22 protein-coding genes are annotated in these 24,251 nt (G+C 68.4%); 9 read left to right on the plus strand and 13 right to left on the minus strand.

Annotated features, from left to right (window positions below; genetic code table 11):
• Nucleotides 1-143: 143 nt before the first annotated feature.
• Nucleotides 144-1,388 (minus strand): molybdopterin molybdotransferase MoeA, encoded by a 1,245-nt coding sequence (locus tag BLT19_RS05455; RefSeq protein WP_091487422.1) that lies wholly within the window; start codon nt 1,386-1,388, stop codon nt 144-146.
• A 96-nt stretch (nt 1,389-1,484) separates the two neighbouring features.
• Here BLT19_RS05455 and BLT19_RS05460 point away from each other — a divergent pair, with 96 nt between their 5' ends.
• Both BLT19_RS05460 and fdhD read left to right on the plus strand, forming a co-directional pair.
• Nucleotides 1,485-3,950 carry an FdhF/YdeP family oxidoreductase gene (locus tag BLT19_RS05460; protein WP_091487424.1) on the plus strand — a complete coding sequence of 822 codons (2,466 nt, stop codon included), beginning with the start codon at nt 1,485-1,487 and terminating at the stop codon, nt 3,948-3,950.
• A 60-nt stretch (nt 3,951-4,010) separates the two neighbouring features.
• The gene (fdhD, locus tag BLT19_RS05465; protein ID WP_091487427.1) at nt 4,011-4,946 is read left to right on the plus strand and encodes a formate dehydrogenase accessory sulfurtransferase FdhD; all 936 of its coding nucleotides are present in this window, start codon (nt 4,011-4,013) and stop codon (nt 4,944-4,946) included.
• Here the strand turns inward: fdhD and BLT19_RS05470 are convergent.
• From BLT19_RS05470 to nirB, 5 genes are read right to left on the minus strand one after another with little or no spacing between them, the layout of a single operon-like run.
• Nucleotides 4,866-5,660, minus strand: a complete 795-nt coding sequence (locus BLT19_RS05470; RefSeq protein WP_091487430.1) for a sirohydrochlorin chelatase — start codon at nt 5,658-5,660, stop codon at nt 4,866-4,868. The two genes, fdhD and BLT19_RS05470, sit on opposite strands and share 81 nt — an antisense overlap.
• Nucleotides 5,657-6,829, minus strand: coding sequence for a uroporphyrinogen-III synthase (locus BLT19_RS05475; protein ID WP_091487432.1), 1,173 nt, complete (start codon nt 6,827-6,829; stop codon nt 5,657-5,659). The genes BLT19_RS05470 and BLT19_RS05475 overlap by 4 nt, the downstream gene beginning before the upstream one ends.
• On the minus strand, nt 6,829-8,088 hold the full coding sequence (gene cobA, locus BLT19_RS05480; protein ID WP_091487441.1) for a uroporphyrinogen-III C-methyltransferase: 1,260 nt from the start codon (nt 8,086-8,088) through the stop codon (nt 6,829-6,831). The genes BLT19_RS05475 and cobA overlap by 1 nt, the downstream gene beginning before the upstream one ends.
• Nucleotides 8,085-8,462 carry a nitrite reductase small subunit NirD gene (gene nirD, locus BLT19_RS05485; RefSeq protein WP_091487442.1) on the minus strand — a complete coding sequence of 126 codons (378 nt, stop codon included), beginning with the start codon at nt 8,460-8,462 and terminating at the stop codon, nt 8,085-8,087. The genes cobA and nirD overlap by 4 nt, the downstream gene beginning before the upstream one ends.
• Nucleotides 8,459-11,047: a nitrite reductase large subunit NirB gene (gene nirB / locus BLT19_RS05490; protein ID WP_091487443.1), complete on the minus strand. Its 2,589-nt coding sequence runs from the start codon at nt 11,045-11,047 to the stop codon at nt 8,459-8,461. Before nirB ends, nirD begins: the two co-directional genes overlap by 4 nt.
• Before the next feature lie 343 nt (nt 11,048-11,390).
• On the opposite strand from nirB, the gene BLT19_RS05495 reads away from it, so the two are divergent.
• The gene (locus BLT19_RS05495; protein ID WP_091487444.1) at nt 11,391-12,317 is read left to right on the plus strand and encodes a formate/nitrite transporter family protein; all 927 of its coding nucleotides are present in this window, start codon (nt 11,391-11,393) and stop codon (nt 12,315-12,317) included.
• A 114-nt stretch (nt 12,318-12,431) separates the two neighbouring features.
• On the opposite strand, the gene BLT19_RS05500 is transcribed toward BLT19_RS05495, so the two are convergent.
• On the minus strand, nt 12,432-13,268 hold the full coding sequence (locus BLT19_RS05500) for an alpha/beta fold hydrolase (protein ID WP_091487445.1): 837 nt from the start codon (nt 13,266-13,268) through the stop codon (nt 12,432-12,434).
• Nucleotides 13,269-13,433: 165 nt separating this feature from the next.
• Here BLT19_RS05500 and BLT19_RS05505 point away from each other — a divergent pair, with 165 nt between their 5' ends.
• Both BLT19_RS05505 and BLT19_RS05510 read left to right on the plus strand, forming a co-directional pair.
• Entirely contained in the window at nt 13,434-14,222 is a 789-nt protein-coding gene (locus tag BLT19_RS05505) for a bestrophin-like domain (RefSeq protein ID WP_231917810.1), read from the plus strand.
• A gap of 38 nt (nt 14,223-14,260) precedes the next feature.
• Entirely contained in the window at nt 14,261-15,301 is a 1,041-nt protein-coding gene (locus BLT19_RS05510; RefSeq protein ID WP_091487449.1) for a lactonase family protein, read from the plus strand.
• 25 nt (nt 15,302-15,326) lie between these two features.
• Here BLT19_RS05510 and BLT19_RS05515 read toward each other — a convergent pair whose 3' ends face one another.
• From BLT19_RS05515 to BLT19_RS05530, 5 genes are all read right to left on the minus strand, one after another.
• Nucleotides 15,327-16,196, minus strand: a complete 870-nt coding sequence (locus tag BLT19_RS05515) for a PIG-L deacetylase family protein (RefSeq protein ID WP_091487451.1) — start codon at nt 16,194-16,196, stop codon at nt 15,327-15,329.
• Nucleotides 16,197-16,287: 91 nt separating this feature from the next.
• Nucleotides 16,288-16,941: a histidine phosphatase family protein gene (locus BLT19_RS05520; RefSeq protein ID WP_091487453.1), complete on the minus strand. Its 654-nt coding sequence runs from the start codon at nt 16,939-16,941 to the stop codon at nt 16,288-16,290.
• Between the two features lie 10 nt (nt 16,942-16,951).
• The gene (locus BLT19_RS05525; protein ID WP_091487455.1) at nt 16,952-17,383 is read right to left on the minus strand and encodes a hypothetical protein; all 432 of its coding nucleotides are present in this window, start codon (nt 17,381-17,383) and stop codon (nt 16,952-16,954) included.
• Nucleotides 17,384-17,389: 6 nt separating this feature from the next.
• Nucleotides 17,390-17,527, minus strand: a complete 138-nt coding sequence (locus BLT19_RS17760; RefSeq protein ID WP_172825594.1) for a hypothetical protein — start codon at nt 17,525-17,527, stop codon at nt 17,390-17,392.
• A 61-nt stretch (nt 17,528-17,588) separates the two neighbouring features.
• The gene (locus tag BLT19_RS05530) at nt 17,589-18,299 is read right to left on the minus strand and encodes an AIM24 family protein (protein WP_091487457.1); all 711 of its coding nucleotides are present in this window, start codon (nt 18,297-18,299) and stop codon (nt 17,589-17,591) included.
• A 133-nt stretch (nt 18,300-18,432) separates the two neighbouring features.
• On the opposite strand from BLT19_RS05530, the gene BLT19_RS05535 reads away from it, so the two are divergent.
• From BLT19_RS05535 to BLT19_RS05550, 4 genes are all read left to right on the plus strand, one after another.
• Nucleotides 18,433-19,419: an aldo/keto reductase gene (locus BLT19_RS05535; protein WP_091487459.1), complete on the plus strand. Its 987-nt coding sequence runs from the start codon at nt 18,433-18,435 to the stop codon at nt 19,417-19,419.
• 66 nt (nt 19,420-19,485) lie between these two features.
• Complete coding sequence (locus BLT19_RS05540; RefSeq protein WP_091487462.1) at nt 19,486-19,851, plus strand: VOC family protein; 366 nt, start codon at nt 19,486-19,488, stop codon at nt 19,849-19,851.
• 55 nt (nt 19,852-19,906) lie between these two features.
• The gene (locus tag BLT19_RS05545; protein ID WP_091487465.1) at nt 19,907-20,494 is read left to right on the plus strand and encodes a TetR/AcrR family transcriptional regulator; all 588 of its coding nucleotides are present in this window, start codon (nt 19,907-19,909) and stop codon (nt 20,492-20,494) included.
• Nucleotides 20,495-20,508: 14 nt separating this feature from the next.
• A complete protein-coding gene (locus BLT19_RS05550; RefSeq protein ID WP_091487468.1) occupies nt 20,509-22,233 on the plus strand; it encodes an MDR family MFS transporter in 1,725 nt (574 codons plus the stop codon).
• On the opposite strand, the gene BLT19_RS05555 is transcribed toward BLT19_RS05550, so the two are convergent.
• A complete protein-coding gene (locus BLT19_RS05555) occupies nt 22,220-24,115 on the minus strand; it encodes an amylosucrase (protein ID WP_091487470.1) in 1,896 nt (631 codons plus the stop codon). The two genes, BLT19_RS05550 and BLT19_RS05555, sit on opposite strands and share 14 nt — an antisense overlap.
• Nucleotides 24,116-24,251 lie beyond the last annotated feature (136 nt).

Here is a 24,251-nt window from a genome sequence, read left to right on the forward strand (position 1 = left end):
CGGGCGTGAGATCCCGGAGGAGATCACTTCGGCGATGTCCTGCGCGGTGACCGTCGTCTTCGCGTAGAGCTCTCCGCGTGGAGGTCACCCGGTGAGACGCGCCGTGGTGGACTGGAATGACGCAGAGTTGCGCCGAGAGGCGATCACGCGATCAGCATGACATCCACGACATCGCCGTCGCGGACGACGTCGACGTCCGGCGGGATCACCGCAAACGCCTCCGCGCGAGCGATGCCTCCCGCGCGATGAGATCCGCTCATCGTCGCCGGAACGACGTGCCACGAGCGCGGATTGCTCCGGTCGAGCGCCACGGGCACGTATTGCCGCTTTCCCTCGGGTGAGCGCCAGCCCCGCAGCGTGGGCAGGGCGAGCACGGGCCGCTGCAGATCGGACCTGCCCAGCATCGCCAACAGCGCAGGGCGGACGAACACCTCGAACGAGACTGCGGCGCTGACGGGATTTCCCGGCAGCCCGAAAGCCAGGGTGCCGTCTGGCAATCGCCCGAACGCCTGAGGCTTCCCCGGCTGCATCGCAACGTCGCTGAAGGTCATCGAGCCGGACAGCGTCTCCTTGACGACCTCATACGCGCCGCCGCTCACCCCTCCGGAGAACACGACGACATCCGCTCGTGGCGACGGTGCCTGCCGCGCGAGCTCGTCGAGGAGATGCTCGAGCGCGGCCGGCTGGTCGGAGATGGTCGTGCGCATCACGACGTGGCATCCCGCGTCGGCGACGAGTGCGCTCAGCAGCCGACCGTTGGAGTCCGGGATCTGGCCGGGGCGCAAGGCGCTGCCGGGTTCGGCCAACTCATCACCCGTTGAGATGACGGCCACACGCGGTCGCCGCCCGACGACCACACCACTCACACCCGCTGCGGCCACCGCCGCCACCTGCAGCGGTCCCAGCACCGCGCCTCGAGCCACCACCAGGCTGCCCGTGGCGACATCCTCACCGGCGCGGCGGATGTGCGCCCCGCGCGTCCGTGGGGCTACGACGACCGAGGCGGTCTCGAGCGAGTCGGCAAGACCGCCGGTCGTGTCCTCGAACGGCACGACCGTGTCGGCATCCGTGGGGACCGGCGATCCTGTCATGATGCGCGCGGCACAGCCCTCGGGTATGCGCGGATCCAGGTTCGTTCCGGCGGGCAGATCTGCGACGACGGTCAACCGGATCGGCTGTCGGCGATCGGCCCGCGCCACATCGGTGAATCGCACGGCGAAGCCGTCCATCGCCGAGTTGTCGAACACGGGAATCGCGACTGCCGCCGACACCGACTCGCGAAGCGTCCGGCCCGAGGCCGCATCCAGCGGGATCGTCTCGCCGTCAAGCGGAGCGACCGTCGCGAGCACCGCAGCGAGATGATCCTGCACGGACAGGAGCGGGCGCATGCATTCACCGTAACCCTCGCGTTCCTCTTCCCCGGAGAGCCCATGCCCGGCCTCGGCGCTGCGTGATCGTGCTACACATGAGGTGAGGAGCAGACCATGGCGACGAAGCCCCCGAACGCAGACATCGACGAGACGCAGGTGCGCGTCACGAGCCGCAAGAAAGTCGCCGTGGGCGTGCCCGCTGTGCTGCACGCACTGCAGGTCTCCAACGATCAGATGGGGCTCACGCGCACGATCCGGACACTCCTTCAGGTGAACCAGAAGGGCGGCTTCGACTGCCCGGGATGCGCCTGGCCGGAAGAAGACAAGCGGCACATCGCCGAGTTCTGCGAGAACGGCGCGAAGGCCGTGGCAGAAGAAGCCACGATCCGACGGGTGACACCGGAGTTCTTCGCGGAGCACTCGATCGCAGAGCTGCGAGCGCATGACGACTGGTGGCTCGGCCAGCAGGGCCGGCTGACGCATCCGATGATCCTGGACGAAGGCGCCACCCACTATCGCCCGATCGCATGGGATGACGCGCTGGACGAGGTGGCGGCAGCCCTCCGCGGACTCGACGACCCGAACGAGGCGGTGTTCTACACGTCTGGCCGCACCTCGAACGAGGCTGCGTTCCTCTACCAGCTGCTCGTCCGCGGCCTCGGCACCAACAACCTGCCCGACTGCTCGAACATGTGCCATGAGTCATCGGGTTCGGCGCTCACCGAGACCCTGGGCATCGGCAAAGGCACCGTCACCATCGAAGACATGCACAACGCCGACCTGCTCATCGTCGCCGGGCAGAACCCCGGCACGAATCACCCGCGCATGCTCAGTGCGCTCGAGAAGGCGAAAGACAACGGGGCGAGCATCGTCGCGGTGAATCCGCTGCCCGAGGCCGGTCTCATCCGTTACCGCAACCCGCAGACTCCGCGCGGGGTCATTCTGGGCGGCAAGAAACTCGCCGACGAATTCGTGCAGATCCGGCTCGGCGGAGACCAGGCGCTGTTCCAGGCGATCGGGAAGCACCTGCTCGAGGTCGAGCACGCGACGTCCGGCCCCGACGCCGGCGCGGTGCTCGATCACGACTTCATCGCCGCGCACACCACCGGCTTCGCCGAGTACACGGCAGCCATCGCGGCCGTCCCGTGGCGCGACCTGGTCGCGGCGACAGGCGTGCCGGAGAAGACGCTGCGGCGCGTTGCGGAGCGGGTCCGCACGTCCAAGGCCACCATCGTGTGCTGGGCGATGGGACTGACGCAGCACAAGCACTCGGTCGCGACGCTGCGCGATGTGGTGAACGTGCTCCTGCTGCAGGGGAACATCGGCCGGCCGGGTGCCGGGGTCTGCCCCGTCCGCGGCCATTCGAACGTGCAGGGCGATCGCACCATGGGGATCTACGAGAAGCCGTCGGAGTCGTTCCTCTCCGCGCTCGACCGGGAATTCGCGTTCACCGCGCCCCGGGCGCACGGCCACGACACCGTCGAGGCGATCAGGGCGATGCGCGACGGCGAGGCGCGCGTCTTCATGGCGATGGGCGGCAACTTCATCTCTGCGACGCCCGACACCAAGGTCGTGGAGGCCGCAGTGCGCACCGTCGATCTCACGGTGCAGGTATCGACCAAGCTCAACCGTTCGCACGTCGTGACCGGAAAGCGCGCCATCATCCTGCCGACGCTCGGCCGAACAGACCGAGATCTGCGCGGCGGCGGCGAGCAGCGGGTCACCGTGGAGGACTCCATGAGCGCCGTCCACGCCTCGCGTGGCCGGCTCGTCCCGCCGTCGGAGGACATGCTCAGCGAGGTGGCGATCGTGGCACGTCTGTGCGGGCGACTGTTCGGGTCGGACACCCGCAGCACGTTCGAGCCGCAGATCGAGGGACGAAGCGCGGTTGATGTCGATGCCGGCCAGCCCGAGCACGATGGAATCCGATCGGATGCCCCGGCGGTGGGACACACGTCGGCTGCTCGGTCCGAGCGTGGCACTCGGCCCCGGACGGTTCCACATGCCGACTGGGCGGCGCTGGAGGCGGACTACACGCTGATCCGCCGGCATATCGCGGCCGTGATCCCCGGCTTCGATGACTTCGAGCGCAGGATACAGAAGGGACGCACACTGTTCCTGCCAAACGGTCCCCGCGACGACCGCAGTTTCGCGACCTCGACCGGAAAGGCGATGTTCACTGCCAATCCGCTGGAGTATCCCTTCATCCCGCGCGGGCGACTGCTGCTGCAGACGCTGCGATCGCACGATCAGTACAACACCACGATCTACGGCAAAGACGACCGCTACCGGGGTATCCACGGTGGGCGGCGCGTCATCCTGGTCAACCGGAAGGACATCCACCAGCTCGGCTTCCAAGAGGACGACATCGTCGACCTCGTCTCGGAGTGGCGCGACGGGATCGAGCGTCGTGCCGAGGAATTCCGGATCGTGGCGTACTCCACGCCACGCGGGAACGCGGCTGCCTACTACCCCGAGACCAACGTGCTGGTGCCGCTGGACTCGACCGCCGACGTCAGCGGCACGCCGACCTCCAAATCGGTCATCGTGCGGCTGGAACGACGACCGGTAGGGGCATGAGCCAGGAGCGCGGGAGACTCCCGCAACCTTCCCGAGGCATGACGACGATGGGCGGTTGAGATGGGCCGGATCACCGTCCGCACCTCGATCACGCGCATCGTGCTGAACGACGACGATGCCGTCGCGCGCCGCCGGGCCGACGTGCTGGCCGTGGAGGAACCCCTCGAGATCCGCGTGGCCGGCAAGCCGCTCTCGGTCACGATGCGAACGCCCGGACACGACGTCGAGCTGGCGGCGGGGTTCCTCGTCAGCGAGGGAATCATCGCTGCCGGGGAAGAATTCCGGTCGGCCATCCACTGCGGAGGACCCGGCGCCGGGTCGTCCGATGCAGGCGCCCTGCTGTCGATCGGACCTGCCCCCGTGGGCGTCCTGGCGAACGGCGAGAACACGTACAACGTCTTGGATGTCGCGCTCGCCGCCGGGATCGAGCTGCCTTCGACCGACATCGCCCGCAACTTCTACACCACCAGTTCGTGCGGTGTCTGCGGCACCGCATCGATCGACGCGATCGAGAAGAACTCGCGCTACGACGTCAGAGCGGACCCCGCGACCGTCGACGCCGGATTGGTGCAGCGTCTGCCCGACCTGCTCCGCGACGGGCAGGCGGTCTTCGAGAAGACGGGTGGACTGCACGCCGCCGCGCTCTTCGACGCCGCGACGGGCGAACTGATGGTGCTGCGCGAGGACGTGGGGCGGCACAATGCCGTCGATAAGGTCGTGGGTTGGGCGCTGCTCAACGATCGTCTGCCGATGGCGGGGACGGTGCTGCAGGTCTCGGGTCGAGCCAGTTTCGAGCTCGTTCAGAAGGCGGTGATGGCCGGCATCCCCATCCTGTCCGCCGTATCTGCGCCATCTTCGCTGGCGGTGGAGCTCGCGACGTCGGCCGGCCTCACGCTCATCGGCTTCGTGCGAGGCTCATCGATGAACGTCTACTCGTCTCCCGCCCGGGTTCTGGCCGGGCGGGCCCGGGTGCTCGCCGGGGAGGAAGGCGGGTAGATCCGCCACGGCTGCACGATATCTTGCGGCGACGACGGCTCCGAGGGCCTCGTCTGGTCCGAGCGGTTCGGTGACGACGTCGAAGCCTGCGCGGCTGATCACTCGGGCGAAATGGCCGGGAGCGAGCACATAGCTGGCGGCGACGGTGCGACGGCCGGCGCGCTTCGCGACGGCCAGCGCATCGGGCAGGAGGGGCTCGGAACTGGCGGCGAAACCGACGGCGATCTCGCCGCCCCACAGTCTCGACACCTCCGCGGCCACCTGGCGAACATCGGCCGCTGATGCCGGATCGCTGGATCCGGCGGCAGCGAGCACGACGACGTCGTCCGCAACGGCGCCCGCCGCGCGAAGTCTTCGGACGATGAGGTCGGCAACGAGTGGATGGGTTCCGATCGGCGTGGTGACGATCGCTCGACCATCGGCCGCGCTCACGGCGCGGGTGATGTCGACTCGGGTGTGATAGCCGCTCGAGAGGAGGAGAGGGACCACGACGGCGGCGACTGCATCGGCCGGGTCCTGGCTTCCCGGCGCAGACGCCGTCGTCTGAGCCGCGACCACCTCATCGATCTGCGGGTGCTCCACATCCACGAAGGTGGGAACGATGCGGACACCGGGCAGCAGCGCTTGGGCTTCCGCGATGATCGCGCGGATCGCCGCCCGACCTGCTTCGGAGCTCGTTCCGTGCGAACACGCGATCAGGACCGGATCCGTCATGCGGGTGCCTCCTCGACGACGTTCAGCCGATACCCCCGTTTGACGACGGTCTTGATCAGCTCCGGATCCGCCAGCGACTCGCGCAGACGAGCAACCGCCACTTCGACGGCGTGCGTGTTCGAGACCGATCGAGGCAGAGCGGACTGGAGGTCCTCCCTGGAGATCGTCGCCCCCGCGGCATCCATCAGCACGGCCAGGACCTGCACGCCCGTCGGCGAGAGCGGAACGTACCGGCCGCCGACGACGGCGCCGGTGCTGCGCAGCTCCAGCTTCCCCGAGGTGGTGAGCACGCCAGGGACATGGCCACCGCCGAAATAGGTGACCACGCTGCGCACCAGGGAACCGAGGCGACCGCGATCGGGCAGGAGGGGGTCGAAGCCCGCCGCCCGCAGTGGACCGGCCGTGATCGGTCCGACCGCCGCCGTGAGGAGTCGGCCGTGGAGCGCGTGCTCGAGGATGTCCGGAAGTGCACCGAGGATATCCGCGGAGCCCAGCCATTCTTGCGCCCCCGGCGCGGATGTGAACAGGATCGCATCGAATTCCCCGGCAGCGGCGGCAGTGACCGACCGCCTCACGACGGCCGGGTCCGGCGGCGGACCCCAGCGATACACCGTGAGGCTCACCACGTGCGCGCCGGCGGCTTCGAAGGCCTCGTCAAGACCGTCCGACCCCGAGCCGTGATGCTGCACGGCGATGCGCTTGCCGCGCACGCCCTCGGCGAGAAGGAACTCCTCCAGCTCTGCGGCTGTCTCCGACTCCGCGACCCAGTCTGCGGAGAGGCCCGCCTGCTGGATCGCGCCGCGCGCTTTTGGCCCGCGTGCGACGATCTGCGCGGGCCGGATCGCCTCGAGGAACGCATCGAGCATGCCGGCCTCGTCGACAGCTTCGATCCATCCCCGAAAGCCCACGCCCGTGGTGACGACGACCACGTCCGGGCGATCGGCGATCAGCGCCCTCGATCGTGCGATCAGCTCCTCGTCATCGATGTGCGGCACGATCGTCAGCGCAGGCGCCAGCCGAACCGTCGCGCCGTGCCGTTCGAGCGCGGCGGTCAGTTCGCCCGATCGCCGGTCGACGGGGAGGAGAATCGTGCACCCGGCCAACGCCGCCGACAGCAACGGCGCTGTGCGGCCGGCGCCGGCGCCTTGGAACGGATCGGAAGAGCTCATCACCTCGATTGTCCCGCGCTCACGCTGGTGCGCGCAGGCGTCCCATTCGTGCCGAGGGCAGGGAGGAGCAGTTCTGCCGCCGCGACGTGGCCGAACACCATGACGGCGGGGTTGGCGACGCCCGTGACACGGGCACGCTCGGCGATGTCCGCGAGCGGCGCGCGCGTCGTCCGCTGTGCGTCGGTGTGTCCGCTCTCCACGATGGCCACCGGAAGGGAGGGGTCCGCGCCGGCGGAGAGCGCAGCGTCGGCGAACCGGGTGAGCGCACTGACGCCCATCAGCACCACCGTGGTGGTCTGCGGGTCGCGAAGGGCGGCCAAGGTGGCATCGGTGGGCGAGTCCTGGCCGTTGACCACGTGCAGGGCAGCGGCTGTTCCGCGGTGCGTGACCGGGATGCCGGCCGCCTCAGGCACCGACACGATGCTGGTCAGCCCCGGCACGACATCCACCGGCACACCGGCGGCCAGGCACGCCTCGACCTCCTCGCCGCCCCTGCCGTAGACGAAGGGGTCGCCGCCTTTCAGCCGCACCACCCGAAGGCCGCGACGTGCGCGATCGATCAGCAGCTCGTTGATCTCCGACTGCGGGACAGGATGATGGGTGGGTCGCTTGCCGACGTCGATGATCTCGACCTCCGGACTCAGCTCGTCCAGGACGGCGACCGGACCCAGCCGGTCGACGATCACGACATCCGCCTCCGCGAGGAGTCGTCGTCCGCGAACGGTCAGCAGATCCACCGGGCCGGGTCCTCCGCCGACCAGGTGCACGTGTCCGACGCTGGTCGGACGACGACGCCGGACCGGCAAGCCGCCCTCGCGGAGTCGGTCGGCGATCGCGTCGCGCAGTGCCCCTGTACGACCCGGATCGACACCCGAATCCGAGACGACCCCCACGATGCTGTCGCCTGACCGGGTCTCGGCTGCCAGCCGCGCCGATCCGTGCGCCCCGCTTCCGGCGTTGACGCAGAGGATACGCCGCTCGTCGCACAGGGCGGCGACCCGCCCGTCGACGCGCGCGTTCCCGGTCGCCGTGTGCACCAGCCAGGCGCCGTCGAGATCCGCGGGCTCGACTTCGCGCGCGTGCCACTCGAGCGTATTCTCCGCGACCATCCGAGCGGTCTGCTCGCCGAGCTCCGGTGCCACGACCCGCACGACAGCACCGTCCAGGAGAAAGCGACGGATGCGTCGAGCCGCGACATCCCCACCCCCTACCGAGAGCACCAGGCGTCCGCCCAGAGAGATCCCCATCATCGTCGTCATGCGTTCGCCTTCCATTTCAGGAGCACATCGCCGTGGTCGTCGACGCCGACCGCCCAGGTGCGGAGCGTTCGCTCCTCCTTGCCCTGGGAATCCAGACACGCACCGGTGCGCAGATCGAAGACCTGCTTGTACATCGGCGAAGCCACGGTGGGAGCATCCGCGCGCGAGCCGACGATTCCGCGCGCCATCACGTATGCGCCGCTGTACGGGTCGAGCTGCTGGACGGCGTAGATGCGGTCATCGTGCGTGACGAACAGAGCGACCTGCTCGCCGTCGATCAGCGCAGCGCGACCGCGCTCGCGCTCGAGGTCGTCCACCGCGCACACCCGCACCCAGACGGCAGCGGGAATCGGGCGAGTCTCGGTTGCGGTCATCGTCGCACCGCCAGCGTCGTCCCCGCGATCAGAACGCGGCGGTCGTCGCGCTCGTCCGCCGTCGCAGGTCGGGCCTGCCCACGCTCGAGGGTGTAGGCCAGTGACGGATCCGGCGTGGTGGGCGCGTTGACGAACGACGCGAACCGCTTGAGCTTCTCCGGATCGTCGAGCGTCGCCTTCCACTCGTCTTCGTAGTTGCCGACGTGCGCGGCCATCGCCGCGTCCAGGTCGTCGGCGATGCCCAGCGAGTCGTCGAAGATGACTCCGCGGAGCGCGTCGATCCCGCCCTCCATCTCCTCGAACCAGGGGGCTGTGCGCTGGAGACGGTCGGCGGTGCGGATGTAGTACATGAGGAAGCGATCGATCGCGCGCAGCAGACCCGCGTCGTCCAGGCCCTCGGCGAGCAGCACCGCATGACGTGGGGTGAATCCGCCGTTGCCGCCGACGTACATGTTCCAGCCCGCCTCCGTCGCGATCACTCCGACGTCCTTGCCGCGCGCTTCGGCGCACTCCCGAGCACAGCCGGACACCCCGAGCTTGAACTTGTGCGGGGACCGCAGCCCGCGGTAGCGCAGCTCGAGCTGCACCGCCATGCCCACCGAGTCCTGCACGCCGTAGCGGCACCAGGTCGACCCGACGCACGACTTCACGGTGCGCAACGACTTGCCGTAGGCCTGACCGGATTCGAAGCCCGCGTCCACGAGCCGGCGCCAGATCTCCGGCAACTGCTCCAGGCGAGCGCCGAACATGTCGATGCGCTGACCGCCGGTGATCTTCGTGTAGAGCCCGAAGTCACGGGCGACCTCGCCGATGAGGATCAGCCCCTCCGGGGTGATCTCACCTCCGGCGATGCGGGGCACCACCGAGTAGCTGCCGTCCTTCTGGATGTTGGCCATCACGTGGTCGTTCGTGTCCTGAAGTGCGGCATTCTCTCCGTCGAGCACGTGACCGGCCCCGAGGGAGGCGAGGATGCTCGCGAGCACCGGTTTGCAGATGTCGCAGCCGCGTCCCGTGCCGAACCGCTCGATGATCGCGGTGAAGGCGCGCAGCCCCGACACGCGGACCGCGTCGAACAGCTGCGCCCGCGAGAAGGAGAAGTGTTCGCACAGGGCGCTGCTGAGGGATGCGCCGGTGCGGGCGAGCTCCGTGCCGACCAGCTTCTTGACCAGGGGCAGGCACGACCCGCAGGCCGCGCCGGCACGCGTGCAGGCCTTGACGCCCGCGACATCCGTGCACCCGGCATCGGTGACGGCGCACCGGATGGCGCCGGCGGTGACGCTGTTGCACGAGCAGACCAGCGCCTGATCGGGCAGTTCGGCGTCGCCGAGGGCGTCCCCGGCACCCTCGGGCATCAGGTAGGCAGCGGGATCCGCGCCGAGCCGACCGCCCAGGAGTGGCCGGAGGAGACCGTAGGCGCTGGCATCCCCGACGAGGATCCCGCCGAGCAGGGTCTGCGCGTCGTCCGAGAGGACGAGCTTCTTGTACACGCCGGCCACGGGATCGGCGTAGACCACGTCCAGCGCACCCGGAGTCGTGGCGAAGGCGTCGCCGAAGCTGGCCACATCCACACCGTTGAGCTTGAGTTTGGTGGAGTCGTCGTAGCCGGGGAAGTCGGCCTCACCGCCCAGCAGGCGTGTCGCGGCGACCTCCGCCATCGCGTACCCGGGAGCGACCAGTCCGACGCAGCGCCCGTCGAAACTCGCGACCTCGCCGATGGCGAGAATGCGCGGATCGGATGTCGTGCACGACGCATCGATCACGACGCCCCCGCGGTGCTCGACCGCGAGTCCGGCCGCGCGGGCGAGCTGGTCCCGCGGACGAACGCCGACGGTGAAGACGACGACGTCGGTATCCGCGTAGTCGCCCTCGCGGAACTCGAGTCCGCGGACGTTCCCGCGGACGTCGGAGTCGAGCCGTGTCGTCACGCTGCCGGTGCGCACGCCGATCCCGCGGGCTTCGATCAGGCGGCGCAGGGAATCCGCTCCGCGGTCGTCCAGCTGCGCGGACATCAGGCGGTCTGATGACTGCACGACGGTGCATTCGACATCCAGCCCCTGCAACGCTCCGGCAGCTTCCAGCCCGAGCAGTCCGCCCCCGATCACGGTGCCGCGAAGTGGTCGTCCGAGCTCGGCCGAGCGTCGCTGGACGAAGGCACGGAGTCGCTCGACGTCATCGAGCGTGCGATAGACGAAACAGCCTGCGAGATCGAAGCCGTCCACCATCAGCTTCGCGGCGAACGAGCCGGTGGCCAGCACGAGGGCATCCCAGCCGACACTGAGCCCGCTCTCGGTCGTGACGCGTCGCGCTTCGCGATCGATGCGGGCGACGGCATCCCCTCGAATGAATCGCACCCCGGATTCGTCGTCGAGCACCGAGCGGGGCAAGGTGAGCTCGTCAGCACTCGTGCCGGAGAAGTAGGAGGTCAGCCCCACCCGATCGTACGGATGCCGGTCCTCTTCGCCGATGACGGTGACCCGCCACCGTCCTTCCGGGTCGCCCGAACGCAGGCTCTCCACGAAGCGGTGGGCGACCATCCCGGCCCCCACGACGACGACGTGGCGCTGGTGGCCATGCTGCTCGACCATCCCTGCACCGTACGCGGGCGATGTTGCAGGGGATGGTGCGCGATGTTTCGGGGCCATGTCTGCTCCTGAGGGCGTCGGGGCTGATGCCTCGACACTAGGAAGGTCGTATTTCGCGCCCCTCCCTCCGTGCGTTTCCCGCGGCGAACATTGTTCGCACAGTCGCGGTCGACAGATTGTGAGAAGCCGCCACGCAGCGCCGGATCTCACAACGGCTCTGTCCGCATTGAGCGAACTCCGCAATCAAAGCTGTCCGCACGGGATACGACGCAGAAACGGCGGCGCCTTAGCGTCGGGTCAAGGCCGACAGACGGTCGCGAATCACTTCACCTTTGGAGCGTGTTCCATGACGTACGTGAAACCAACGGATCTCGTCACCGACCTGATCACTGCCGGCGAGACGAAGATCTTCCTGTCCACGCGCGACACGATCGTGCGGTCCATCATGGGCGGTGCGCTGCTCGCCCTCGCCGCCGCGTTCGCCGTCACCGTCAGCGTGACGACCGGCATCCCACTCCTCGGGGCCGTCCTGTTCCCGGTCGGGTTCATCATGCTGTACCTGCTCGGATACGACCTGCTGACGGGTGTGTTCGTCCTGGCGCCGCTGGCATGGCTCGCCAGGCGTCCCGGGGTGACGCTGGGCGGCGTCCTGCGCAACTGGGGCCTGGTCTTCGTCGGCAACTTCATCGGTGCCTTCGCGGTCGCCCTCCTCATGGCGATCGTCTTCACCAACGGCTGGTCCACTCCGCCGAACGAGGTCGGGGAGGCCATCGGCCACATCGGAGAGAATCGCACGGTGGGCTACGCGGAACACGGTGCGGCCGGCATGTTGACGCTGTTCGTGCGCGCGATGCTCTGCAACGCGATGGTCGCCACCGGCGTCGTGATGGCGATGGTCGCCAAGGACGTCCCTGGCAAGATCATGGCGATGTGGATGCCGATCATGCTGTTCTTCTTCATGGGCTTCGAGCACTCGATCGTCAACATGTTCCTGTTCCCGTCCGGGTTGCTGCTGGGCGGCGATTTCACCATCGGCGACTACCTGATCTGGAATGAGATCCCGACGGTGCTCGGCAACCTCGTCGGAGGACTGCTCCTGGTCGGCATCCCGATCTACGTCACCTACGGGCGCACCAAGGCGAGCCGTGCGGGGCGTCTGCCGCGTGCGCAGCGAATCCGACGCGGAATCACGACGGCGCCTGCCTCCGTTGTGGACACCACCGCCGAGGCGATCGTCGACGTCCCGACCGACTCAGCGGTGCCCACCCGCTGATCGGCCGCCACGCCACCGAACGCAGCAGGGCGTGTGATGCACGCAGGAGCGCCGCGGACTCCGCGGCGCTCCTGCGGTGCGGTTCTGCGACGAGGCGTCCGACCGGTCGGCGCTCTACTCCTGGATGAACGCCAGAAGATCGGCATTCAGGACGTCGGCGTGCGTGGTCAGCATGCCGTGCGGGTAGCCCTCGTAGATCTTGAGGGTCGAGTTGCTGAGCAGCTCGTGCTGCTTGAGCGCGGCATCCTTGTATGGAACCACCTGGTCGTCATCGCCCTGGAGGACCAGCACCGGCACGGTGATCGCCTTGAGGTCCTCGGTCTGGTCGGTTTCGGAGAAGGCCTTGATGCCCTCGTAGTGCGCGAGCGCGCTGCCCGTCATCCCCTGACGCCACCAGTTGGCGATGACGGGCTCGGAGGCCTCGACTCCCGGGCGGTTGAAACCGTAGAAGGGACCGGATGCCACGGCCTGGAAGAACTCGGCACGGTTGGCTGCCAGCGCATCGCGGAATCCGTCGAAGACCGAGATCGGCGTGCCGTCCGGGTTCGCCTCGGCCTGCACCATCAGCGGGGGTACGGCCGAGACGAGGACCGCTTTGGCGACGCGTCCCTGGGGCTCTCCGTACTGCGCGACGTAGCGAGCGACTTGACCACCGCCGGTGGAGTGTCCGATGTGGATGGCGTTGTGCAGATCGAGATGCTCGACGACGGCGCTCGCGTCGCTCGCGTAGTGGTCCATGTCGTGGCCGGTGCTGATCTGCGAGGACCTGCCGTGCCCGCGGCGATCGCTGGCGATGACCCGGTAGCCCTTCCCCAGGAAGAACAGCATCTGCGCGTCCCAGTCGTCGGCGGACAGCGGCCAGCCGTGGTGGAACATGATCGGCTGGGCGTCGTGGCTGCCCCAGTCCTTGAAGTAGATCTCAGCGCCATCGCCGGTCGTCACAAAGCCCATGTTCGTCCTCCAGTTCATGTCGTCCCGTTCTGCGCGGGACAACGGTCCGCCCCTGCCCGTCGGTGAGCGGGGAGCGGGTTCACGATAGCGGTCGACGGTGTCCGTTCGGGAGTGAGGATGCCCGATCGCCGTGGGCAGGGACGGGGATGCCACAGAATGATGCTCATGTGGCTCTACGCGCTCCCGATGTGGGTCGGACTTCCGCTGTTCATCGCCTTCGTCGTCGCCGGCTCGTGGCTGATCCTGCTCAGCCTGCGTCGCTGGGTGCGCAGGACCTCGCGCGGCAGCGGCGAATGGGACCGCATCCTCGGCTATGCCGTCGCGGTCTACGGCGTGTTCTACGGTGTGACCCTGGCCCTGATCGCCAGCGCTTCGTACGCGGACTTCTCCGACGTTGACGCGATCGTGCTGCAGGAATCGTCGTCGGTCGCGGTGCTCTACCGGGATGCCTCGGGATTCCCGGAACCGGAGAGAGGCGAGCTGCAGACGCTGCTCACCGACTACACCTCGCGGGTGATCGAGGTGGAGTGGCCCGCGCAGTCGTCGGGTGATCTTCCGAATGAGACGACCGACGAGGTGGACAAGATCGAACGCCTGCTCTTCGGCTTCCAGCCGCAGACCGAAGCCGAGTCGAACGTCCAGGAGGAGACGATCGACGCGTTCAACCAGTTCGTGGCCGACCGTCGCGCCCGCGTGGCGGTGACCGAACTCCAGCTGCCGGGTGTGCTGTGGATCGTGCTCACCGTCGGTGCCGTGCTCAACGCAGTGCTCCTCGGCCTCATCGAGGCTCGCAGCTTACGTGTCCACCTCGCGATGTCCGGCCTCATCGCGGTCTTCGTGGCAATGCTGATCTTCGCCATCGCCGGTTTCGACCGGCCGTATTCGGGATCCATATCGGTCGAGCCGACGTACTTCATCGAGCTCCGCGACGGTCTGCTGCATCGCGACGGCTGACCGGCGTCACTGCCGCCGGCGACCCGTACGATCGAGGAATGACCGAGCCCTTTCTCCTCCTCGTGGCCAACGCCGGTGACAGCAGCATCAGCGCCTTCCGTCTCGCCGATGGCTCGCTGGAACGGCTGTCCGTCACGGAGGGCCTCGAGGGCTGCTCGACCTTCGCGGTGGACTCCAGCCGCAACCTCGTCTATGCGGCGGTGAAGCCGCGCCGAGAAGGCGAGTCCGCAGGCATCGTCACGCTCGAACTCGATCGCGCCAAGGGCACGCTCACTCCACGATCACGGCTGGACCTGCCGGATGGCGGGATGAACTACCTCGCCCTGTCGCGCGATGGCGGCTGCCTGCTCGGCGCCTCCTACGGCGGAGGCTACGGCATCAGCTGCGCGGTGGAGGACGGTGTGGTCGGCGAGGAGATCTCGCGGATCGCGTTCCCGAACCTGCACTCGGTGCTGCCGAGCGCAGACGGCCGGTTCGCCTACTTCGTCTCCCTCGGAGCGGACCTGGTCGCGCAGTACGCGCTCACCGCGGACCTCCGTCTTGAGCCGCTGCACCCCGCCACGGTGGCAGCACCGGAGGGGAGCGGACCCAGGCACCTGGTCATCAACGCCGCGCAGGATGCCGTGTACGTGCTGACCGAGTTCTCCTGCGAGGTGCTGCACTTCGGCCGCGACACCGACAGCGGAGTGCTGGAGCTCGTCGGCGCGGCCGACGCCTTCGACCCGTCGCGCGGCCTCCGGCACAGCCGGATCGGCGCCGACCCGCGGGCCGAACACCTCATCTGGGGCGCCGATCTCCATTTCGGTGCGGGGGAGCGGCACCTCTGGGCCTCCGAGCGCACCGAGAGCACGGTGGCCGCCGTCGCGGTCGCACGGGACGGCGCGGTATCCGCGCCCGTCGGGTTCACCGAGACGGAGCCGCAGCCGCGCGGCTTCGACCTGAGCGCCGACGGTGCCCACCTCGTCGTCGCGGGGGAGCGGTCAACCACCGTGTCGCTGTACACGGTCGATGACGATCAGCTCGAGCTGGTGCAACGGGCCGAGACCGGCGTCGGTGCGAACTGGGTGCGGTTCGTCTGACGACGCGGGCGGCACGAAGCGTGAACTAGCGCCCCGCGCCGACCCGGACGAGCTCGTCGTGCGGCACGAGGTACTGCCGCTGCAGCCAGTCGCCGAAACCTCGCACCGCCAGGTACTCCTCGGGCTGCGCACGAGCCACCACCGGGTCATCAGCCGCGTACGCCGCGAAGACCTCGAGTTTGCGGCGCAACGCGTCGCTCTCGATGTTCGCGGGACGCTCCGCCGCCGGGTAGCCGACCGCGTAGCGCACGAGACGTGCATCGACGAGGCCGTCGTCCACGAGGGAGGCGACGAGGCTTCCGACGGTCTGATGGTCGGGGTGGTCGCCGTCCGCGCCGTCGGCGAACGTGGGATTGTTGGTGATCACGAGCGTCGGCCGGTACTCGGCGATGAGCTCGATCACCGCCCCGCGCAGAAGCTCGAGGGTGATGTCCTGGTCGCTGTCGAGCCCTCGGATCGGCGTCTTGTACCCCGTGAAGAGATTCCGGAGGCTGTTGCGACCGGTGGCCTCATACCCGTTGCCGCCGAGTCCGCCGTCCGCAAGGCGTAAGAAGATCAGCGCGACCCTGTCATCGTCGTCCGGGCTCGTGACCGTCACACGCAGCCCGTTGCCGAGGGTCTCCGTCCGATCCGTCCACGCGCCCGACCGTCCGCGCATCGCGTCGTACGCCGCGCGGATGCCCTGCTCGCGACCGGCGACGTACTCCGACATCCCTTTGCCGGCGTCACCGGCGGTGAAGAAGAAGCTGCGGGTGCGGCATCCGCTCTCCAGCGCCTGAGTGAGCGTCGGATTTGCGAAGATCAGATCGTCGTCGTAATGGGCGAAGAAGGTCGCCACCGTCTCGATCGGGGAGTGCTCCGGAAGCGGATGCCGCGGGTCGCCGAGATCGCTCATCTGAGCGAGCCTACTCGTCGGCTCTCCCCCGCTTTCCGCGCATCACGAGCTGCGGACGGATCGTCCCGGCGGCTGCCGATGACCGGATAGCTCACGCCGGTTCGCCTGCCGGACCTGACGCGGCGGAGTCGACGCTGTCGCCGCCGATCGCCTCGCCCATGAAGCTCTGGATGCTCCACCCCGCTTCCGGATCGCCCTCGGCGATGACCACGCCGGTGTTGTGCAGGGTGTGATGCATGATGAAATCCGGTGGCAGGTTGGTCGCGCGCAGCGATGCCCACGCCCGGATGGCGGCCCCGTGGCTGACGATCACGACCGACGTCGAGTGCTCCCGGGCCGCTTCGTCGATGACCTCGTCGTAGCGTGCGAGGAACTCCGCGCCGCTCTCGCCACCCGGAATGCGCAGGTCGAGGTTTCCGCCGGTCCAGTCGTAGACGGTCGAGAGGTAGACGCGAACGGACGCCATGTCGCCGCGCATCTCGAGGTCGCCGGCGCCGATCTCACGCAGACCCGGCCGCTCGATCGTCTCGAGCTCGCGCGCAGCGGCGAGATAGGCGGCGGTCAGCTGCGTGCGGACCATGTTCGACACGTAGATCGCGTCGATCTCCTCGCCGGCAAGCGCTTCGGGGAGCGCGGCGGCCTGCTCCAGGCCCAATGCGGTCAAGCCGGGCCCGGGCACTCGCGTGTCGAGCAGCCCTTTGACGTTGGCGGGGGTCTGTCCGTGACGGACGAAGATGAGGCGCATTCCCTCTAATCTACGAGAGCGCCTCGAACTCCCGCTGCAGTTCCGCCCACTGTTCATCGCTGAGCGTCACCGTCATGCCGGCGGGATCGGAGTTGTCCCACTGCACGGTCTGCACGGCACCGCCGGCCGACACGATCGGAATCCAGACGAAGGACGGCAGGCTCGCCGGGCCATGACCGAGGATCCATCGCCGGATCTCCGGCTCGATGCCATTCCACCACTGCGGCGCAGGGGCGGAGTGCACGTCCAGCCAGCCCGTCTCACGGCCGATCAGCGACACGAGCGTGCCGTCGCCGAACTCCGGCGAGTCGCCCTCGTACACGGCTGCGGCGTCGATCTCGCCGGCGCCCACCCCCGAGGCGATCTTCGCATCGCCGATCGAGGGGAATCCGGTGCGGCGCAGGCCGGCGGCATCCGACTTCGTCTCCAGACTGAAGGCCATCCGCTCTCAGCCTCCGGACGGGTTGTCCAGGGGCCGGTCGTTCTCGTCGGTCGTGTCGGGCGCCTCCGGCGCGCCACCCGACGCGGTGTCGGCCTCTTCGTCCTCGCCGGGGGTGCCCTGGGTGTTCTGCTTGTCGGTGTCCATGGCTCCACACTGGCGATGATCGGATGCCGCGGCGACGGGTTGACAGCGCGGCATTCGGCGCTCAGCTGCTCGACGAGGAGGACTTGTCCGGCAGGTAGGGCTCGATCGCGGCCGCCAGCTTGGCCGGAGTCATCGACTGGAGCCACACGTGCCCCGGTCCGCTCAGCTTCGCCAGGAAGAGCGAGTCGCCGAAGAACTTGTTCTTGATGCCCTTGATGGTGGCGAACTCCAACGGCATCTCGGCGCGGTAGAGGGCCAGGTGGCCGGGGTGGATCAGCATGGACTGACCGGCCTGCAACTCGTACTCGACGATCTCGCCGGCCAGCTGCACCCACGCGGTGCCCTGCCCGGCGAGCTTCTGGAACACGACACCGGCGCCGCCGAAGATCCCCGCGCCGAGCTTGGTCTGCAGCCCGACCGACACCTCGACGTGCGGGGTACTGGCCATGTACGAGCCCTGCTGCACCATGAACTGGTCGGCCGGGTCGATCGTGAGCTCACGGATCGTGCCGGGCAGCTGTGCGGCGAACGCCACGAACCCACCCGCTCCTGACGCGGTGTACTGCGTCAGGAACAGCTGACCGCCTCCGACCATCCGCTTCAGCCCGCTCATGAAGCCGCCCTTGCCGCCGGAGCCGAACCCGGTCGAGGTCTCGATGTCGAAGCCCGGCGTGAGCCACGACACGTCACCGCCTTCGGCGATGATCTGCTCTCCGGCCTCGAGCGTGATCTCCAGCACCGGCATGGTCGTTCCCACGATGGTCGTCTTCATGCGGCAAAGGTAGCGGCGCGGGGCGCTGCCGGGAAGGGCGGAATCCGCGATCCGGCGTGAGGGGGTCCGGCCGTACCTGGTTCCGCAGCTCGGGCGGGTGCATGCTCGAAGCACGCGAACGAGGAGGAACATCGTGCACACCAGGACGCTCGGGAAGAACCTGCAGGTGTCGGCCGTCGGCTTCGGAGCCATGGGGATGTCGCAGAGCTACGGTCCCAATCCGGGCGACCGCGACGAGATGATCGGCGTGATCAGGTACGCGGTCGAGCAGGGCGTCACGCTGATCGACACCGCCGAGGTCTACGGGCCCTACGACAACGAAGTGCTGGTCGGCGAGGCCATCGCGCCGATCAGGGAGCGCGTGGTGCTCGCGACGAAATTCGGCTTCGACATCCGCGACGGCAGGTCGCAGGGGGTGGATTCACGTCCCGAGCAGATCCGACGCGCGGTCGACGGATCCCTGCAGCGCCTCGCGATCGACGCCATCGACCTGCTCTATCAGCACCGGGTCGACCCGGCGGTACCGATCGAGGATGTCGCGGGGACGGTCGGCGAGCTCATCCGGGAAGGCAAGGCGAAGCATTTCGGGCTGTCCGAGCCGGGCGCGGCGACCGCCCGGCGCGCCCACGCCGTCACCCCCGTCACCGCGATCCAGAGCGAGTATTCGCTGTGGACCCGCGACCCCGAGCCGGAGATCCTCCCGCTGTGCATCGAGCTCGGAATCGGGTTCGTCCCCTTCAGCCCGCTGGGCAAAGGCTTCCTGACCGGCACCGTCACCGCCGACTCCACGTTCGCTCCCGACGAGATCCGCGCGCGCGTCCCTCGGTTCGCCGCGGAGAACCTGAGCGCCAATCAGGCGCTCGTGGACCGGGTGAAGGCGCTGGCTGCCGATCGCGCCGCGACCCCGGGACAGGTGGCGCTCGCATGGCTGCTGGCGCAGCATCCCTTCATCGTGCCCATTCCAGGCACGCGGCGTCGCGAACGCCTGGACGAGAACGCCGGCGCGACGACGGTGGCGCTCTCGGCCGATGACATCGCACGCCTTGACGCGCTCGCCGACAGCGTGGGCGTCGCAGGCAACCGCTACGACGAGGCGGGCATGGCGGCCGTGGGCCTGTAAGCGCGGGTCGGGCGCCCGCGGCATCCGACTCGCTGGCAGACTGTCCACCGAACACTCGGAGGACACATGAGATTCGCCCAGATCGCGCAGCGCGCAGAGGACTTGGACCGCGCGGCGGACTTCTACACTGTGCTGCTGGACACGCCGCCGAGCGCCCGGTTCGACGAGCCGGGCATGCTGTTCTTCGACCTGGACGGCGTCCGCCTGCTGCTCGATCGCAACGCCCCCTCATCGCTGGTGTACCTGCACGTGGACAACGTGCACGCGACGTTGGAGCGGCTCGACGGGCTCGCGGACGTCGTGCGCGAGCCGCACGTCATCTTCACGCATCACGGCGATGCGCTCGGGCCGGACGGCTACGAGGAGTGGCAGGCGTTCATCCGCGACAGCGAGGGGAACACGATCGGACTGGTCGCCTTCCAGCGGCCGTAGCCCGCGCACTCCGGTTACTTTGCACGCTAACCCATAAAGTGCAACAATGCACTCTATGGAGCAGAGTGCACTCAACCTTCGCGAACGCCGCCAGGCCGAAACGACCAGTGCGCTGCGCTCCGAGGCCCGTCGGCTGACGGCCGAGCGTGGGTTCTCCGGCTTTACCATCGAAGAGCTCTGCTCGGAGGTCGGCGTCTCGCGCCGCACGTTCTTCAACTACTACCCGTCGAAGGAGAACGCCGTCCTCGGCATCCCGGTGCGCGATACGGCCGGCGATCTCGAAGCGGCGTTCGTCGTCGCCGGTGGCACGCTGGTCGATGACCTCGTCGACCTGCACATCCAGCGCTGGCACCGGATGACGCTGACGAAGGCCGAGGCGGAAGAGCTGGGCCGCGTGTTCGAGCGCGAGCCGCGGCTGTTCGCTCACTTCATCGGCTTGGCCGCCGAAGGCGAGCGAGACGATATCGCCCTCGTCCAGCGCCGCCCGGACGCGGGCGACGCCCTGCGCGCCGCCACCGTCGTCCACGTCATCGGCGCGCTCCTGCGCCCCACGATGCTCGAGTACTTCGGCGACGAAGGATCCGACTTCCCAACCCTGTTCCTGCGGCGCGTCGACGCCGCCCGTGACATCTTCACCTCCTGAACCCGAACGGACCCATGAAAACCTCCGCGAAAGCCGCGAGCGCGACCAGCGCCGCCGGGCCGCTGCTTCTGACGAAACGGCGCATCTGGATCATCTTCAGCGCGCTGATCGTCGGCATGCTGCTCTCCAGCCTCGACCAGACGATCGTCTCCACCGCGATGCCCACCATCGTCGGCCAGCTCGGCGGCGTGGACCATCAGGTGTGGATCACCACGGCATACCTCTTGGCCACCACGATCGTGATGCCCATCTACGGCAAGTTCGGCGATGTACTCGGCCGTCGACGGCTGTTCCTGGTCGCGATCGCACTGTTCACGCTGGCCTCGATCGGCTGCGCGTTCGCCGGCGACTTCTGGATGTTCGTCATCTTCCGCGCGATGCAGGGCCTCGGGGCGGGTGGGCTGATCATCCTGTCGCAGGCGATCATCGCCGACATCGTTCCGGCGTCCGAGCGCGGGAAGTACCTCGGTCCGCTGGGCGCCATCTTCGGGCTGTCAGCAGTGGCCGGCCCGCTTCTCGGCGGATTCTTCGTCGACCATCTCACGTGGCAGTGGGCGTTCTACATCAACATCCCGCTGGGCATCGCGGCGTTCATCGTCGCGCTGTTCGCCCTGACGCTGCCGAACAAGAAGGCCACGCAGCCGATCGACATCCTCGGGGTCGTCTTCCTCTCGATCGCGACGACCTGTTTGATCTTCTTCACCGACTTCGGCGGCGACAAAGACTTCGGCTGGGGCCATCTCGGCACGTGGGCGTGGGGTGTGGGCATGCTGGCCGCAGTCGCGGCCTTCATCCTCACCGAGGCTCGGGCGAAGGATCCGATCATCCCGCTCGGCCTGTTCCGCAACCCGGTGTTCCTCAATGCCACCGCCATCGGCCTGACACTGGGCATCGGCATGTTCGCGGCCATCGGCTTCGTCCCGACGTTCCTGCAGATGTCCTCCGGGACCTCGGCCGCGGCATCCGGTCTCCTCATGATCCCGATGATGGTCGGCCTGATCGGGACCTCGATCGCGTCGGGACTCCTGATCACCCGGACGGGTCGCTACAAGATCTTCCCGATCGTCGGCACCGTGGTCACCGGCCTCGCGATGATCGCCATGACGACGCTGACGGCGTCCACCCCGATCTGGCTCATCTGCGTCTTCCTGTTCTTCTTCGGTGCCGGCCTGGGCCTGATCATGCAGGTCGTCGTCCTCGTCGTGCAGAACGCCGTGCCGGCAGCCGAAGTCGGCGTGGCCACCAGCACGAACAACTACTTCCGCGAGGTGGGCGCGGCACTGGGCACCGCGGTGTTCGGCACGATCTTCACCACACGCCTCACCGAGAACCTGCAGGGCGTCTTCGCGGCGGCGGGGGCGACCGCCGGCGAGGCGGCGAACGCCACCTCCACGTTGGACCCGCAGACGCTCGGGCAGCTGCCCGACGAGGTCCGAGACGGCATCGTCACCGCCTACGCGGACGCGCTGGCCCCGGTGTTCTGGTATCTGGTGCCGTTCATCGCCCTCGCGTTCATCCTGTCGCTGTTCCTGAAGCAGATTCCGCTGTCCGACGTGGCCGGGCTCGTCGCGCGCGGTGAGGCCATCAGCGGGGACGAGGCCGAGGCGCTCGAGGCGCAGCTGCGCAGCGGAGTCACGGCGGATGACGGCGAACTGGTCTCGACGGGCAGCATCCCCACGACTCCCGGCGCCCGCCGGTCGCGGCGCGCAGACGCCGGCGACCCGTCTAGCGAGGCGTGACCCGCAGCCACGCGAACCCGTGCGCCGGCAGGGCGATCCCGCGGGTGAGGTCGATTTCGGCATCGATCACGATGTCGGTCGCCTCATCCGCGAATCCGCTCAGGGTCAGCGGGTCCACCAGCGCCAGATCGTCGCCGACGTTCGCGAGGACGAGCACGGTGGTCGTCTCGCCGGGGCGCTGGAAGGCGAGCACGCAAGGATGCCGGGGGTCGAAGCCCACCAGGTCGTTCCCGGCGAACTCGGGTGCGGCCTGACGCGCGAGGATCAGCGAGGAGAGACCCGTGAACACACGGCCGGCGTCGGTGCCGGCATCCGCTCGTTCGTCATACCGTGCCGCTGGTCGAGCCGGGCGATGCACCCAGCGGCTGTCCTGGGCAGTATCCGGGTCGTCGCGGTACGAGTAGTCGTTGAGCTGGGCGACCTCGTCGCCGAGATACAGCAGCGGGATACCGCCGGTCGAGAGCGCGATCGCGTGCGCGAGCAGAACTCGATCCACCCCCGCAGGATCGCCCGCTTCGACACCGGCCAGCGACGCCGTGGTGCCGGTGACCCTGGCATCCCCGGTCTTCGGGTTCTCCTGGAACGGCACTCCGCGCGCGAAGGTGCCCGGGAATCTCCCGACGTAGAAGTCGTTGAGGAACCGGCGGTGCGGATGACCGTCGATCCCGAGCTCTGCGGCGTCCTCGTCGGCGAACGTCCACCCGATGTCGTCGTGACTGCGCACATAGTTGACCCACGCGGTACCGGGCGGCAGCGCGTGACGGCGCTCGAGCGCCTGCTGCAGCATCCGCGGGTCGCGCGTGGCCAGCGCCTCCCACGTGAGCGCCATCTGCAGCGGGTTGTAGGAGAGCTGGCACTCCTCCAGCGAGATGTACTCGATGACCTCGTCAGGATGCACGATCGCCTCGGACTTGAACAGCAGGCTGGGCGCTGCCATTCGCAGCACCGCGTTGAAGGCCCGCATCAGCAGGTGCGCCTCGGGCAGCGACTCGCTCGGCGTTCCGAGTCGCTTCCAGATGAAGGCGACGGCATCCATGCGCAGCACCTCCACGCCCTGATTCGCCAGAAACAGCATCTCGCCGGCCATCGCACGGAACACCGACGGGTTGGCGTAGTTGAGGTCCCACTGGAACGAGTAGAACGTGGCCCAGATCCACCGGCCGTCGGGCAGCTGGACGAACGAGCCGGGATGGTCGTCGGGGAAGATCTCGCGGACGGTCTGCTCGTAGGCGTCGGGCATCGTGCGATCGGGGAAGATCAAGTAGAAGTCCTCGTAGCCCGGTGCACCCGCGACCGCTTTGCGCGCCCACTCGTGCTCGTTGCTGGTGTGGTTGAAGATGAAGTCGACCACGAGCGAGATGCCGGCGAGCCGCAGGTCGGCCGCAAGATCGCGCAACTCGTCCATCGTGCCCAGGGCAGGGTTCACGCGTCGGTAGCTGGAGACCGCGTAGCCGCCGTCGGAATTCCCATCAGGACTCTCGAAGAGTGGCATCAGGTGCAGATAGGTGAGCCCGAGCGCTTCGAAATACGGGATGCTGTCGCGGATGCCGCGGATCGAACCGCCGAAACGGTCGACGTAGCAGACCCCGCCGAGCATGCGGTTCGAGAGGTACCACTGCGGATCCTGCTCGCGCTGCTCATCGCGGGCCTTCAGCTCGAGCGGACGGGCGGTCCACGACGCCGCGGCTTCGGCGACGACGGATGCCAGCTGCTCGAGTCCGTCGTCGCGCTCGCCGTACAGCTGCGCGAACAGGCCGTGCAGCGTCGGGAAATGCTCGTCAAACCGGCGCTCGAACGTCGCGTCCGGCTCGCCCGCGTTCTCGCGCAGATGGCGGCGGATCGCCGCGGCATCGTGAGCCCAGTCGGTGCTGAGTCCGGACATCTCACTCCTTCGTGCGGTGCGCCCCTCGGCGCGATCTCCGCGTCGTCCAGACTAGGGGCCGGATCGTGCGTGACGCCGGGCTGACGTGCGTCGGATCCGCGGTGCGTTCGACTCGCGATACGCCGAACGGGATGCC

Origin of the sequence: Microbacterium pygmaeum (assembly GCF_900100885.1) — a bacterium.
Lineage (GTDB): Bacteria > Actinomycetota > Actinomycetes > Actinomycetales > Microbacteriaceae > Microbacterium > Microbacterium pygmaeum.

Excerpts from the sequence above, each read along its gene's own strand:
- BLT19_RS05455 (WP_091487422.1), bottom strand. The coding sequence starts at position 1,388 with ATGCGCCCGCTCCTGTCCGTGCAGGATCATCTCGCTGCGGTGCTCGCG.
- BLT19_RS05460 (WP_091487424.1), top strand. The coding sequence starts at position 1,485 with ATGGCGACGAAGCCCCCGAACGCAGACATCGACGAGACGCAGGTGCGC.
- fdhD (WP_091487427.1), top strand. The coding sequence starts at position 4,011 with ATGGGCCGGATCACCGTCCGCACCTCGATCACGCGCATCGTGCTGAAC.
- BLT19_RS05470 (WP_091487430.1), bottom strand. The coding sequence starts at position 5,660 with ATGACGGATCCGGTCCTGATCGCGTGTTCGCACGGAACGAGCTCCGAA.
- BLT19_RS05475 (WP_091487432.1), bottom strand. The coding sequence starts at position 6,829 with ATGAGCTCTTCCGATCCGTTCCAAGGCGCCGGCGCCGGCCGCACAGCG.
- cobA (WP_091487441.1), bottom strand. The coding sequence starts at position 8,088 with ATGACGACGATGATGGGGATCTCTCTGGGCGGACGCCTGGTGCTCTCG.
- nirD (WP_091487442.1), bottom strand. The coding sequence starts at position 8,462 with ATGACCGCAACCGAGACTCGCCCGATTCCCGCTGCCGTCTGGGTGCGG.
- nirB (WP_091487443.1), bottom strand. The coding sequence starts at position 11,047 with ATGGTCGAGCAGCATGGCCACCAGCGCCACGTCGTCGTCGTGGGGGCC.
- BLT19_RS05495 (WP_091487444.1), top strand. The coding sequence starts at position 11,391 with ATGACGTACGTGAAACCAACGGATCTCGTCACCGACCTGATCACTGCC.
- BLT19_RS05500 (WP_091487445.1), bottom strand. The coding sequence starts at position 13,268 with ATGGGCTTTGTGACGACCGGCGATGGCGCTGAGATCTACTTCAAGGAC.
- BLT19_RS05505 (WP_231917810.1), top strand. The coding sequence starts at position 13,434 with ATGTGGCTCTACGCGCTCCCGATGTGGGTCGGACTTCCGCTGTTCATC.
- BLT19_RS05510 (WP_091487449.1), top strand. The coding sequence starts at position 14,261 with ATGACCGAGCCCTTTCTCCTCCTCGTGGCCAACGCCGGTGACAGCAGC.
- BLT19_RS05515 (WP_091487451.1), bottom strand. The coding sequence starts at position 16,196 with ATGAGCGATCTCGGCGACCCGCGGCATCCGCTTCCGGAGCACTCCCCG.
- BLT19_RS05520 (WP_091487453.1), bottom strand. The coding sequence starts at position 16,941 with ATGCGCCTCATCTTCGTCCGTCACGGACAGACCCCCGCCAACGTCAAA.
- BLT19_RS05525 (WP_091487455.1), bottom strand. The coding sequence starts at position 17,383 with ATGGCCTTCAGTCTGGAGACGAAGTCGGATGCCGCCGGCCTGCGCCGC.
- BLT19_RS17760 (WP_172825594.1), bottom strand. The coding sequence starts at position 17,527 with ATGGACACCGACAAGCAGAACACCCAGGGCACCCCCGGCGAGGACGAA.
- BLT19_RS05530 (WP_091487457.1), bottom strand. The coding sequence starts at position 18,299 with ATGAAGACGACCATCGTGGGAACGACCATGCCGGTGCTGGAGATCACG.
- BLT19_RS05540 (WP_091487462.1), top strand. The coding sequence starts at position 19,486 with ATGAGATTCGCCCAGATCGCGCAGCGCGCAGAGGACTTGGACCGCGCG.
- BLT19_RS05545 (WP_091487465.1), top strand. The coding sequence starts at position 19,907 with ATGGAGCAGAGTGCACTCAACCTTCGCGAACGCCGCCAGGCCGAAACG.
- BLT19_RS05550 (WP_091487468.1), top strand. The coding sequence starts at position 20,509 with ATGAAAACCTCCGCGAAAGCCGCGAGCGCGACCAGCGCCGCCGGGCCG.
- BLT19_RS05555 (WP_091487470.1), bottom strand. The coding sequence starts at position 24,115 with ATGTCCGGACTCAGCACCGACTGGGCTCACGATGCCGCGGCGATCCGC.